The 13,018-nt window shown below is 50.5% G+C and carries 10 protein-coding genes and 1 tRNA gene; all 11 read left to right on the top strand.

From position 1 onward, the window contains the following. Nucleotides 1–435 (top strand): EF-Tu C-terminal domain-related protein (locus G461_RS0114230; protein WP_026972340.1); only part of this gene is annotated, 435 nt, incomplete at its 5' end. A 196-nt stretch (nt 436–631) separates the two neighbouring features. Continuing rightward, nucleotides 632–707, top strand: a tRNA-Trp gene (locus tag G461_RS0114225). 48 nt (nt 708–755) lie between these two features. Then, on the top strand, nt 756–1,133 hold the full coding sequence (secE, locus tag G461_RS0114220) for a preprotein translocase subunit SecE (RefSeq protein WP_026960398.1): 378 nt from the start codon (nt 756–758) through the stop codon (nt 1,131–1,133). A 3-nt stretch (nt 1,134–1,136) separates the two neighbouring features. Next, nucleotides 1,137–1,685, top strand: a complete 549-nt coding sequence (nusG, locus tag G461_RS0114215; RefSeq protein ID WP_026960397.1) for a transcription termination/antitermination protein NusG — start codon at nt 1,137–1,139, stop codon at nt 1,683–1,685. Nucleotides 1,686–1,817: 132 nt separating this feature from the next. After that, nucleotides 1,818–2,246: a 50S ribosomal protein L11 gene (gene rplK / locus G461_RS0114210; RefSeq protein ID WP_026960396.1), complete on the top strand. Its 429-nt coding sequence runs from the start codon at nt 1,818–1,820 to the stop codon at nt 2,244–2,246. Nucleotides 2,247–2,250: 4 nt separating this feature from the next. Then, the gene (gene rplA / locus G461_RS0114205; protein ID WP_026960395.1) at nt 2,251–2,952 is read left to right on the top strand and encodes a 50S ribosomal protein L1; all 702 of its coding nucleotides are present in this window, start codon (nt 2,251–2,253) and stop codon (nt 2,950–2,952) included. A 241-nt stretch (nt 2,953–3,193) separates the two neighbouring features. Next, complete coding sequence (gene rplJ, locus G461_RS0114200) at nt 3,194–3,688, top strand: 50S ribosomal protein L10 (RefSeq protein WP_026960394.1); 495 nt, start codon at nt 3,194–3,196, stop codon at nt 3,686–3,688. A gap of 54 nt (nt 3,689–3,742) precedes the next feature. Then, entirely contained in the window at nt 3,743–4,111 is a 369-nt protein-coding gene (gene rplL, locus G461_RS0114195) for a 50S ribosomal protein L7/L12 (protein WP_026960393.1), read from the top strand. A gap of 213 nt (nt 4,112–4,324) precedes the next feature. Continuing rightward, nucleotides 4,325–8,359, top strand: a complete 4,035-nt coding sequence (gene rpoB, locus G461_RS0114190) for a DNA-directed RNA polymerase subunit beta (protein ID WP_026972339.1) — start codon at nt 4,325–4,327, stop codon at nt 8,357–8,359. Nucleotides 8,360–8,440: 81 nt separating this feature from the next. Next, nucleotides 8,441–12,652 carry a DNA-directed RNA polymerase subunit beta' gene (gene rpoC / locus G461_RS0114185; RefSeq protein ID WP_026972338.1) on the top strand — a complete coding sequence of 1,404 codons (4,212 nt, stop codon included), beginning with the start codon at nt 8,441–8,443 and terminating at the stop codon, nt 12,650–12,652. 163 nt (nt 12,653–12,815) lie between these two features. Continuing rightward, the coding region (gene tnpA, locus G461_RS0114180) for an IS200/IS605 family transposase (protein ID WP_026972337.1) at nt 12,816–13,018 on the top strand (203 nt) is incomplete at its 3' end.

The raw sequence follows: 13,018 nt of genomic DNA, 5'->3' as shown, positions 1-13,018 counted from the left end.
ACCACCAAGACTACCTGTACTGGTGTAGAGATGTTCCGTAAGCTGCTTGACGAAGGTCGTGCGGGTGAGAACTGTGGTATTTTGCTACGTGGTACTAAGCGTGACGAAGTACAACGTGGTCAAGTACTGGCACAGCCAGGTACCATCACTCCTCACACCAAGTTTGAGTCTGAAGTATACGTACTGTCTAAAGATGAAGGCGGTCGTCACACTCCATTCTTCAAAGGCTACCGTCCACAGTTCTACTTCCGTACTACTGATGTAACTGGTTCAGTAGAGCTGCCAGAAGGCGTAGAAATGGTAATGCCTGGTGATAACCTGAAGTTCGTTGTTGAGCTAATTTGCCCAATCGCAATGGACGAAGGTCTACGTTTCGCTATCCGTGAAGGTGGCCGTACCGTAGGTGCAGGTGTTGTATCTAAGATCATCGACTAATTAGTCGGTTCTTAGGAACACATTAGAAAAGGCGAGCTTCGGCTCGCCTTTTTGTGTTTATCGCTGGCATAAAGATCGCGAGTTTCTCACGAAGGCGAAAGCTGATGTTTAGTTCGCCAACGCCAGCTTCCCAATGCGGCAAGGTAGCGCTTTTAATTAGCTTGAAATGCGCATATAATTCTGGCCTTCGTGTAATAGGGGCGTAGTTCCAATGGCAGAACGTCGGATTCCAAATCCGAATGTTGGGAGTTCGAATCTCTCCGCCCCTGCCACCTTTTTCCTGGTGGTTTGCTAGTTTCGAAATTGATACAGGTTGTTTGATGAGTACCAATACTGAAAATCAAAGTGGGTCGGCTGACGGCCTGAAATGGGGGCTAGTAGCCCTGCTTGTAGTCGGCGCTGTTGTAGGTAACTACATGTACCAGGAACTGTCAGTACTGATCCGTGTGATCGGTGTTGTTGTCGCAGTTGCTGCTGCGCTGGGTATCGCTTCACAAACCACCAAAGGCCAGGAAGCCATCGCATTTGCTCAAGAAGCTCGTACGGAAACCCGTAAAGTTGTTTGGCCTACCCGCCAAGAAGCTGTGCAAACCACGTTAATCGTGCTGGCAACCACCGCTGTGATGTCTCTTATCCTATGGGGACTTGACGGTATTTTGGTTCGCCTAGCTGGCTTTGTCATGGGACTTGGAATCTAAAAGATGAGTGAAGAACAAGCTAAATTACGCTGGTACGTAGTACAAGCCTTCTCTGGTTACGAAGCTCGTGTATCTAAATCGCTGAAAGAGCATATCCAGATCCACGATATGCATGATTACTTCGGTGAGATACTTGTGCCGACAGAAGAAGTTGTCGAGATGCGTGCTGGCCAGAAACGTAAAAGTGAGCGTAAGTTCTTCCCCGGCTATGTGCTGGTTCAGATGGACATGAACGACGAGAGCTGGCACTTGGTTAAGAACGTGCCACGGGTATTGGGCTTTATCGGCGGTACCGCTGATCGCCCGGCGCCAATCTCTGATCGTGAAGCAGATGCTATTTTGGCGCGTCTGGACGAGAGTGCTGATAAGCCGCGTCCAAAAACGATGTTCGAACCCGGCGAAGTGGTTCGTGTTACCGATGGTCCTTTTGCCGACTTCAACGGCACCATCGAAGAAGTCGATTACGAGAAGAGCCGCGTGAAAGTATCGGTTCTGATCTTTGGCCGTGCTACCCCAGTTGAGCTGGAGTTCGGACAAATCGAAAAAGGTTGATAAAATTTAACCAATCTATTGAATTGAGGGCAGCGCTTAGCCTATAATCCGCTGCCCTTTGTTATATCGGGAAGCCAAGTAGCGAAAAACCTTCGCGAACACGGCGTTTGAACCCTATTTGAGGTAAATCTAATGGCTAAAAAAGTCCAAGCTTACATTAAGCTTCAGGTTGCAGCTGGCGCTGCTAACCCGTCACCACCAGTTGGTCCTGCTCTAGGTCAGCACGGTGTAAATATCATGGAATTCTGTAAAGCGTTCAACGCGAAAACAGATTCTCTAGAGAAAGGTGCTCCAGTACCAGTAATCATTACTGTGTACAACGATCGTTCTTTCACTTTCGAGACCAAAACCCCACCGGCATCTTACCTGTTGAAGAAAGCGGCTGGCATCAAGTCAGGTTCGGGCGTACCTAACAAAGAAAAAGTAGGTAAAGTAACCCGCGCGCAACTGGAAGAAATCGCTAAGACCAAAGAAGTTGACCTAACTGGTGCTGACTTGGATGCGATGGTTCGCTGTATTGAAGGTTCTGCCCGTGCTATGGGCTTGGTAGTAGAGGGCTAAGACGATGGCAAAACTTTCTAAGCGCATGCGCATTATCCGCGAAAAAGTGGATGTAACCAAAGAGTACTCTATCGAAGAAGCTGTTGAGCTGCTGAAAGAACTGGCGACTGCTAAGTTCCTGGAGAGCGTTGACGCTTCTGTAAACCTGGGTGTTGACCCACGTAAATCTGACCAGAACGTACGTGGCGCAACTGTACTTCCTCACGGTACTGGCCGTGAAGTACGCGTTGCAGTATTCACTCAAGGTCCTAACGCTGACGCGGCTAAAGAAGCTGGCGCAGACATCGTTGGTATGGACGACCTGGCCGCTCAAGTTAAAGCTGGCGAAATGAACTTCGACGTAGTTATCGCATCTCCAGATGCAATGCGCGTTGTTGGTCAACTGGGTCAAATCCTGGGTCCACGTGGCCTGATGCCAAACCCGAAAGTAGGTACCGTTACTCCTAACGTTGCAGACGCGGTTAAGCAAGCGAAAGCTGGTCAGATCCGCTACCGTAACGACAAGAACGGTATTATCCACACCACCATCGGTAAAGTTGACTTCGACGCTGACAAGCTGAAAGAAAACTTGGAAGCACTGGTTGTAGCTCTGAAGAAGGCCAAGCCTGCTCAAGCTAAAGGTCAGTTCATCAAGAAGATCAGCCTGTCTACCACCATGGGTGCGGGTGTAGCGATTGACGCTGCTAGCTTGGATACCCAAGCGTAAAAATATTTACATGGCGCAAAATTTCACCTATAATTTTGCGCCTTTGTAATGTGGGTCAGGACGTAAGTCCTCATCCAAGACCGTAGGTGCCGGTTGCCGGCTTAATGTCCTACGTAGATGGTTCGGAAACCCAAGAATAAATTTTTTATTCTGGCCTCCAAACCGTACAGGCCCCAAGCGATGCTTGGGGGTATTTAATACCAATCGTTTTGATTGGTTTTGGAATCCAGGAGTAAAGCCAATGGCATTAAGACTCGAAGACAAGAAGCAAATTGTTGCTGAGGTCAATGAAGCTGCCAAAGGTGCACTGTCTGCAGTAGTTGCTGACTCTCGTGGTGTGACTGTTGACGCTATGACCGCTCTGCGTAAGCAAGCGCGTGAAGCTGGCGTTTACATGAAGGTTGTTCGTAACACCTTGGCACGTCGCGCAGTAGAAGGCACTGACTACGAATGTCTCGTTGAGTCATTCTCAGGTCCTACTTTGATTGCATTCTCTAACGAACATCCAGGTGCAGCAGCTCGTCTGTTCACCGATTTCGCTAAAGAGAACGACAAGTTCGAAGTTCGCGCCGCTGCATTCGAAGGTGCCCTAGCAGACGCTAGCGTTCTAGCGAAACTACCAACTTACGAAGAAGCTTTGGCCAAGTTGATGGCAACTATGAAAGAAGCTGCTGCTGGCAAGCTGGTACGCACCATTGCTGCGATTCGCGAAGCAAAAGAATCAGAAGCAGCATAATTTGCTTGTTGCTTAAACATTTTATAAATTTAAACGAATTTAGGAATTTGAGTCATGTCTATCACTAAAGACCAAATCATCGAAGCTATTGCTGAAATGTCAGTAATGGACGTTGTTGAACTAGTTGAAGCTATGGAAGAGAAGTTCGGCGTTTCTGCTGCTGCTGCTGTTGTTGCTGGCGGTGCAGAAGGCGGTGCTGCTGCTGAAGAGCAAACCGAATTCGACGTAATCCTGACTGCTGCTGGCGGTAACAAAGTTGCTGTAATTAAAGCAGTACGTGGCGCAACTGGTCTTGGCCTGAAAGAAGCTAAAGGTCTGGTTGACGCAGCTCCTTCTCCAATTAAAGAAGGCGCTGAGAAAGAAGAAGCTGAAGCTCTTAAAGCTGCTCTTGAAGAAGCTGGTGCTTCTGTTGAGCTTAAGTAATCTACCCCAGGTAGATTACAGCCTGTAAAAGGCATTGGCTGGTGATTATTTAATCACCAGCCTTTTTGCGCTGTAGGAAGCTGTCTTTTTTCCGTTTTAGCACAGCTCTAGGCGAAACCAAGTAAGCTCTTGGTTTATATGACAAACGGTAGCTAAGAACTGTCCCCATCGAGGCGACAGAGTGGGTCACTTATCAGCGAGCTGAGGAACCATATGGTTTACTCTTATACAGAGAAAAAACGCATTCGTAAGGACTTTGGGAAACGTCCTCAAGTGGTGGACACGCCTTACCTGCTTTCTATCCAGCTTGACTCTTTTGAAAAATTCATTGAAGTCGATCCGGAAGGTGAGTACGGACTAGAGGCCGCGTTTCGCAGTGTATTCCCAATTGCCAGTTATTCAGGATACTCGGAGCTTCAGTATGTAAGCTACCGCCTTGGGGAACCGGTATTTGACGTAAAAGAATGTCAAATTCGTGGAGTTACCTACTCTGCTCCCCTGCGTGTAAAGCTGCGCTTAGTGTTGTTTGACCGTGAAGCACCTGCTGGCACCGTCAAAGACATTAAAGAGCAAGAAGTGTACATGGGTGAAATTCCACTCATGACCGAGAACGGTACCTTTGTTATCAACGGTACTGAGCGTGTGATTGTTTCCCAGCTACACCGTAGCCCGGGCGTATTCTACGATCACGACAAAGGTAAGACTCACTCTTCTGGTAAAGTGCTGTACAACGCACGTGTGATCCCTTACCGCGGTTCTTGGTTGGACTTTGAGTTCGACCCGAAAGACAACTTGTTCGTTCGTATTGACCGTCGTCGTAAGTTGCCAGCATCGATCATCCTGCGTGCCCTGGAAATGAGCACTCAAGAGATCTTGGAAAACTTCTTCACCACCACCCTTTTCCAAGTGAAAGACGGCAAGGTGATGATGGAGCTGGAAGCATCACGTCTGCGTGGTGATACTGCTACCTTCGATATTAAAATTGATGGCGAAGTATTGGTTGAAGCTGGTCGTCGTGTTACCGCTCGCCACATTCGTCAGCTGGATAAGTCCGGTGTTAAAGAGATCGAAGTACCAGTTGAGTACCTGGTTGGCAAAGTGCTGGCCCAAGACTACATCGACGAAGCCACTGGCGAAGTTGTTGCTGAAGCCAATGCTGAGTTGACCTTGGAGTTGGTTGCTGCGCTGTCTCAAGCCGGCGTAACCAGCATCAACACCATCTACACCAATGAACTGGACCACGGTTCGTTCATCTCTGACACACTGCGTGTTGATTCAACCACCAACCGTCTGGAAGCGTTGGTTGAGATCTACCGTATGATGCGCCCGGGTGAGCCACCAACGAAGGATGCTGCTGAAGCGTTGTTCGAGAACCTGTTCTTCAACTCTGAGCGCTACGATCTGTCGACCGTTGGTCGTATGAAGTTCAACAGCCGCGTTGAGCGTGAAGATGGCCGCGTAGAAGGCGTACTGGATCGCGAAGATATCGTGCGCGTGATGAAGACTCTGATCGACATCCGTAACGGTAACGGTGAAGTGGACGATATCGACCACTTGGGTAACCGTCGTATCCGTAGCGTAGGCGAAATGGCTGAGAACCAATTCCGTGTAGGTCTGGTTCGTGTTGAGCGTGCTGTTAAAGAGCGCTTGAGCCTGGGTGACCTTGATGCGCTAATGCCTCAAGACCTGATCAACGCCAAGCCGATTTCTGCGGCAGTGAAAGAGTTCTTCGGCTCTTCTCAGCTGTCTCAGTTTATGGACCAGAACAACCCGCTGTCTGAGGTAACTCACAAGCGTCGTGTTTCTGCACTTGGCCCAGGCGGTCTGACCCGTGAACGTGCTGGCTTTGAGGTTCGAGACGTACACCCGACTCACTACGGTCGTCTGTGTCCGATTGAGACCCCTGAAGGTCCAAACATTGGTCTGATTAACTCTCTGGCAGTTTACTCTCGTACCAACGAGTTTGGCTTCCTGGAGACCCCTTACCGTAAAGTTACCGATGGCGAGATTACTGACGAGGTTGAATACCTGTCGGCCATCGACGAAGGTCGCTACGTGATTGCACAGGCAAACGCAGAGACCGACGAAAACGGTAAGCTGATTGAAACCGATCTGGTTCCATGTCGTCATAAAGGTGAATCTACCTATATGCCGTCTGACAAGATCGAGTACATGGACGTAAGTCCACAACAGATTATTTCTGTTGCTGCCTCACTGATTCCGTTCCTTGAGCACGATGATGCGAACCGTGCATTGATGGGTTCGAACATGCAACGTCAGGCGGTTCCAACTCTGCGTGCTGATAAGCCGCTGGTAGGTACCGGTATTGAGCGTGCTGTGGCAGTAGACTCAGGTGTAACCGTTGTGTCTAAGCGCGGTGGTCTAGTTGACTACGCAGACGCTAGCCGCATCGTGGTTAAGGTAAATGAAGAAGAGATGCTTCCAGGTGAAGCCGGTATCGACATCTACAACCTGACTAAGTACACCCGTTCTAACCAAAACACCTGTATCAACCAGCGCCCTGTAGTTAAAGCAGGCGAGCCGGTGGCTAAAGGTGACGTTCTGGCTGATGGTCCTTCTACCGATTTGGGTGAGTTGGCACTGGGTCAGAACATGCGCGTGGCGTTCATGCCTTGGAATGGTTTCAACTTCGAGGATTCCATCGGTATCTCTGAAGATGTTGTGAAAGCCGATCGCTTCACCACCATCCACATCCAAGAGCTGAGTTGTATTGCTCGTGACACCAAGCTGGGTAGCGAAGAAATCTCTGCCGACATCCCGAACGTGGGTGAGTCTGCGCTGAGCAAACTGGATGAGTCCGGTATTGTTTACGTGGGTGCAGAAGTGAAGCCTGGCGACATTCTGGTAGGTAAGGTAACGCCTAAGGGCGAAACCCAGCTGACCCCAGAAGAGAAGCTGTTGCGTGCGATCTTCGGTGAGAAGGCGTCTGATGTTAAAGATACCTCGCTGCGTGTACCTAACTCTGTTTACGGTACCGTAATCGACGTACAAGTCTTCACCCGTGACGGTGTAGAAAAAGACAAGCGCGCCAAAGAAATTGAAGACATGCACCTTCAAGAGGCGAAGAAAGACCTGACCGAGGAATTCAAGATCCTCGAAGACGGCATCTTCTCTCGTGCTAAGTCACTGCTGATCAACTCTGGCCGCTCTGAAGCCGAGCTGGATCGCGTAGCTCCTGCCGAATGGCTGCAGATGTCACTGAGCGATGAAGCTCAACAGACCTCGCTGGAGCAGATCGCTGAGCAGTACGACGAGCTGAAAGCTGAGTTCGACAAGCAGTTCGACATCAAGCGTCGCAAGATCACCCAAGGTGATGACTTGGCGCCTGGCGTACTGAAGATTGTTAAGGTTTACCTGGCAGTTAAACGTCGCATCCAGCCTGGTGACAAGATGGCGGGTCGTCACGGTAACAAAGGTGTTATCTCGACCATCGTACCGCGTGAAGACATGCCATACGATGAGACCGGTCGTCCGGTTGAGCTGTGCTTGAACCCACTGGGTGTACCATCACGGATGAACATCGGTCAGATCCTTGAGACTCACCTGGGCCTAGCAGCCAAAGGTGTGGGCGAGAAGATCGATGAAATGCTGAAAGTTCAGCGCGAAATCGAGATGGGCAAACTGCGTGACTTCATCCAGAAGGTTTACGACATCGGTGCGGAAGCGCAAAAAGTTGATGTTGCTAGCTTCTCTGACGACGAAGTGATCACCCTGGCGAAGAACCTGCGCAACGGTGTGCCAATGGCAACCCCTGCGTTCGACGGTGCGAAAGAAGCAGAAATCAAAGAGATGCTGCGTCTGGCTGACCTACCTGATTCAGGTCAGATCACCTTGTTCGACGGCCGTACAGGTAACCCGTTTGAGCGTCCGGTAACTGTTGGTTACATGTACATGCTCAAGCTGAACCACTTGGTTGACGACAAGATGCACGCCCGTTCAACTGGCTCTTACAGCTTGGTTACTCAGCAGCCGCTGGGTGGTAAAGCACAGTTCGGTGGTCAGCGTTTCGGTGAGATGGAAGTATGGGCACTGGAGGCTTACGGTGCTGCTTACACCCTGCAAGAGATGCTAACCGTGAAGTCTGATGACGTGAACGGCCGTACTAAGATGTATAAGAACATCGTTGACGGCAACCATCAGATGGATCCGGGCATGCCAGAATCCTTCAATGTATTGCTCAAAGAGATCCGCTCTTTGGGTATCAACATTGAGCTGGACGAGCTATAAGCACAGGACGCCCCTGATTAAGGCAAGGCGGGTGCTGCCATTGTGCGGCACCCCAGGTTTAACTCCACATTGGAGAGAAACGTGAAAGATTTACTTAAGTTTCTGAAACAACAAAGCAAGACCGAAGAGTTTGAAGGTATCAAGATCGGTCTGGCTTCACCTGACCAGATCCGTAGCTGGTCGTTTGGTGAAGTGAAAAAACCGGAAACCATTAACTACCGTACCTTCAAGCCTGAACGTGACGGTCTGTTCTGTGCGCGCATCTTTGGCCCAGTAAAAGACTACGAATGTCTGTGTGGCAAATATAAGCGCCTGAAGCACCGCGGTGTTATCTGTGAGAAGTGTGGCGTTGAGGTAACTCAATCTAAAGTTCGTCGTGACCGTATGGGCCACATCGAGCTAGCCTCACCGGTTGCGCATATCTGGTTCCTTAAGTCACTGCCATCTCGCATTGGCTTGCTGCTGGATATGACCCTGCGTGACATCGAGCGCGTGCTGTACTTCGAATCATTTGTAGTAACCGAGCCAGGCATGACCAGCCTGGAGCGCGGCCAACTGCTGACCGAAGAAACCTACCTTGACGCGCTGGAAGAATACGGCGACGAGTTCGAAGCGAAGATGGGTGCCGAAGCGGTACTGGCTTTGCTACGCGAGCTGAACCTGGATCAAGAGATCGAGGAAATGCGCGAAGAGCTGGCTTCAACCAACTCTGAAACTAAGCGTAAGAAGCTGACCAAGCGTCTGAAATTGATGGAAGCGTTCCGCGACTCAGGTAACAAGCCTGAGTGGATGATCATGGGCGTTCTTCCAGTACTGCCACCTGATCTGCGTCCTCTGGTACCGCTAGATGGTGGTCGTTTCGCGACCTCAGATCTGAATGATCTGTACCGCCGCGTAATCAACCGTAACAACCGTCTGAAGCGTCTGTTGGATCTGGCTGCCCCGGATATCATCGTACGCAACGAAAAGCGTATGCTTCAGGAAGCGGTAGACGCGCTGCTTGATAACGGCCGTCGTGGTCGTGCTATCACCGGCTCTAACAAGCGTCCTCTGAAATCTTTGGCCGATATGATCAAAGGTAAGCAAGGTCGTTTCCGTCAGAACCTGCTAGGTAAGCGTGTAGACTACTCAGGCCGTTCGGTAATTACCGTAGGTCCTACTCTGCGTCTGCACCAGTGTGGTCTGCCTAAGAAGATGGCACTTGAGCTGTTCAAGCCATTCATCTACGGCAAGCTAGAGCTTCGCGGCCTGGCTACCACCATTAAAGCTGCCAAGAAGATGGTAGAGCGTGAAGGCGGTGAAGTGTGGGATATCCTGGAAGAGGTTATCCGTGAGCACCCAGTCCTGCTTAACCGTGCACCGACTCTTCACCGTTTGGGTATCCAAGCGTTCGAGCCGGTACTGATTGAAGGTAAAGCGATTCAACTGCACCCACTGGTGTGTGCGGCCTATAACGCTGACTTTGACGGCGACCAAATGGCGGTTCACGTACCACTGACTCTGGAAGCACAGCTAGAAGCACGTTCGTTGATGATGTCTACCAACAACGTACTGTCTCCTGCTAACGGTGAGCCTATCATCGTACCTTCTCAGGACGTGGTATTGGGTCTGTACTACATGACCCGCGAAAAAATTAACGACAAAGGCGAAGGCATGTACCTGGCCGGCCCGAAAGAAGCTGAAAAGCTCTATCGCGCTGGACTGGCGAACCTGCACGCCCGCGTAAAAGTACGTATCACCGAGATCGAGATTGCTGAAGACGGCTCGCGCATCGAAAAGACTGAAATGAAAGACACCACCGTGGGTCGTGCCATTCTTTCGCTGATCATGCCTAAAGGCCTGCCATTTGCTCTGGTAAACCAAGCAATGGGCAAGAAGCAAATCTCTCGTCTGTTGAACACCTGTTACCGTAAGTTGGGTCTGAAAGATGCGGTTATCTTCGCTGACCAACTGATGTACACCGGTTTCCACTACGCGACCCTGTCTGGTGCCTCTGTAGGTATCAACGACATGGAAATCCCAGAGCTTAAGAAGGACATCATCGAAGATGCCAGCGACGAAGTTGCTGAAATCCAAGAGCAATTCCTGGCAGGTCTGGTAACCGCGGGTGAGCGTTACAACAAAGTAATCGATATCTGGGCATCGGCTAACGAAAAAGTATCGAAAGCGATGATGGAGAACCTGTCTTCTGAAACCGTGGTTAACCGCGACGGCGAAGAAGAGCAGCAAGACTCTTTCAACAGCATCTACATGATGGCCGACTCAGGCGCTCGTGGTAGTGCCGCTCAGATTCGTCAGTTGGCGGGTATGCGTGGTCTGATGGCTAAGCCAGATGGCTCGATTATCGAAACTCCAATTGTGGCGAACTTCCGTGAAGGTCTGAACGTACTTCAGTACTTCATCTCAACCCACGGTGCGCGTAAAGGTTTGGCCGATACCGCACTGAAGACCGCGAACTCGGGTTACCTGACTCGTCGTCTGGTTGACGTTGCGCAAGATTTGGTTGTGACCAACAGCGATTGTGGTACTACTGACGGCATCATAATGACTCCTCACATTGAGGGTGGTGACGTTGTTGAGCCATTGCGTGAGCGCGTACTGGGTCGTGTACTGGCTGATGATGTGATCAAGCCGGGTACCGAGTCTGAAGTACTGCTAGAGCGCAACACCCTGCTGGACGAGAAACTGTGTGACCTGCTGGAAGAAAACTCCGTAGACACCGTAAAAGTTCGCTCGGTAATTAGCTGTGAAAACGACTTCGGTGTGTGTGCACACTGTTACGGTCGTGACTTGGCCCGCGGCCACATGGTTGGTAAGGGTGAAGCGGTTGGTGTTGTTGCAGCACAGTCGATTGGTGAGCCGGGTACTCAGCTTACCATGCGTACCTTCCACATTGGTGGTGCGGCATCGCGTGCGGCAGCAGAGAACAGCATCCAGGTTAAGAACACCGGTACTATCAAGCTTCATAACGCTAAAGTTGTTACCAACAACGAAGGCAAGCTGGTTGTAACCTCGCGTTCTACCGAGCTGACCATTATCGATGAGATGGGTCAGACCAAAGAAAGCCACAAGCTGCAATATGGTGCGGTACTTGAGGTGACTGATGGCGGCGCAGTTAGCGCGGGCGAAACCGTAGCTAACTGGGACCCACACACGCACCCAATTATTACCGAAGTACCAGGACGTCTGAAGTTCGTCGACATGATCGAAGGCGTGACCATTACGCGTGTAACCGATGAGCTAACCGGCCTATCTAGCATCAACGTGCTGGACCCGAACGAGCGTCCGGGTGCGGGTAAAGAGATGCGTCCGATGGTGAAACTGGTAGACGAAGCGGGTAATGACGTACTGATTGCTGGTACCGATATCCCTGCTCAGTACTTCCTGCCAGCTAAGGCGATCGTAAACCTTGAAGATAACGCTGAAGTAGGCGTGGGTGATGCCATTGCACGTATCCCACAAGAATCTGGCGGTACCAAGGATATTACCGGTGGTCTACCACGCGTTGCCGACCTGTTCGAAGCGCGTCAGCCTAAAGAGCCTGCGATTCTGGCAGAAATTACCGGTACCATTAGCTTTGGTAAAGAAACCAAAGGTAAGCGCCGTCTGGTAATTACTCCGGCTGAAGGTGATGCTTACGAGGAGATGATTCCTAAGTGGCGTAACCTGAACGTGTTCGAGGGTGAGAAGGTAGGTAAAGGTGAAGTTATCGCCGATGGCCCAGAGTCTCCACATGACATTCTGCGCCTACGTGGTATCAGCCCAGTTGCCAACTACATCGTGAACGAAGTGCAAGACGTTTACCGTCTGCAGGGTGTAAAAATTAACGATAAGCACATCGAGACCATCGTCCGTCAGATGCTGCGTAAGTGCATCATCCTGAACGCTGGTGACTCTAGCTTCCTGCAAGGTGAGCAAGCAGAAGTTGCACGTGTGAATATCGAAAACCGTCAGCTGATCGCTGAAGGCAAGCAGCCTGCGACCTTCCGTCGTGAACTGCTGGGTATCACCAAGGCATCGCTGTCTACCGAATCGTTCATCTCGGCGGCATCGTTCCAGGAAACCACTCGCGTACTGACCGAAGCGGCAGTAGGCGGCAAGCAAGACGAACTACGTGGTCTGAAAGAAAACGTAATCGTTGGTCGCTTGATTCCTGCCGGTACCGGTTTTGCGTACCACGAGAAGCGTCGCGCCGGCAGCGAAGAGCCAGCACCTATCAGTGCTGACGAAGCCGCTGACAACCTGGCTGCCTTGCTAAACGCAGCACCAGAAGCGAGCGAAGGCGAAGAGTAAGCACTCTTGCTGAGTTAAAAAAGGTGGCTTAGGCCACCTTTTTTTTATCAGTATTAAACCACCTCCTATGGAGGTGGTGATCGTTCTTGTGGGCTTTGCCCGAAGAGCGCTCATGTTAGAAGGTTCAACCTGTTTGTAACCAGCAAATAGGAGAGCAACTAACATGAGCAGATATGAATCCGCTTCACACGTATTCTATCGTTGTCAGTATCACATCGTCTGGACGCCAAAGTACAGATTCAAGCTCCTGAAGGGGAGCTTAGGCAAAGAGCTGCATAGAGGGATCTACATCTACAGCTCAATGAAGAAATGCAAAATCGTTGAGCTAAATGTTCAAATTGACCATGTCCATTTGATTGTCAGGAT

Source organism: Aliagarivorans marinus DSM 23064, from assembly GCF_000429485.1.
Taxonomy (GTDB): Bacteria; Pseudomonadota; Gammaproteobacteria; order Enterobacterales; family Celerinatantimonadaceae; genus Aliagarivorans; species Aliagarivorans marinus.
Note: the sequence above shows the minus strand (reverse complement) of the source record. Positions and strands in the feature narration are given on the sequence as shown.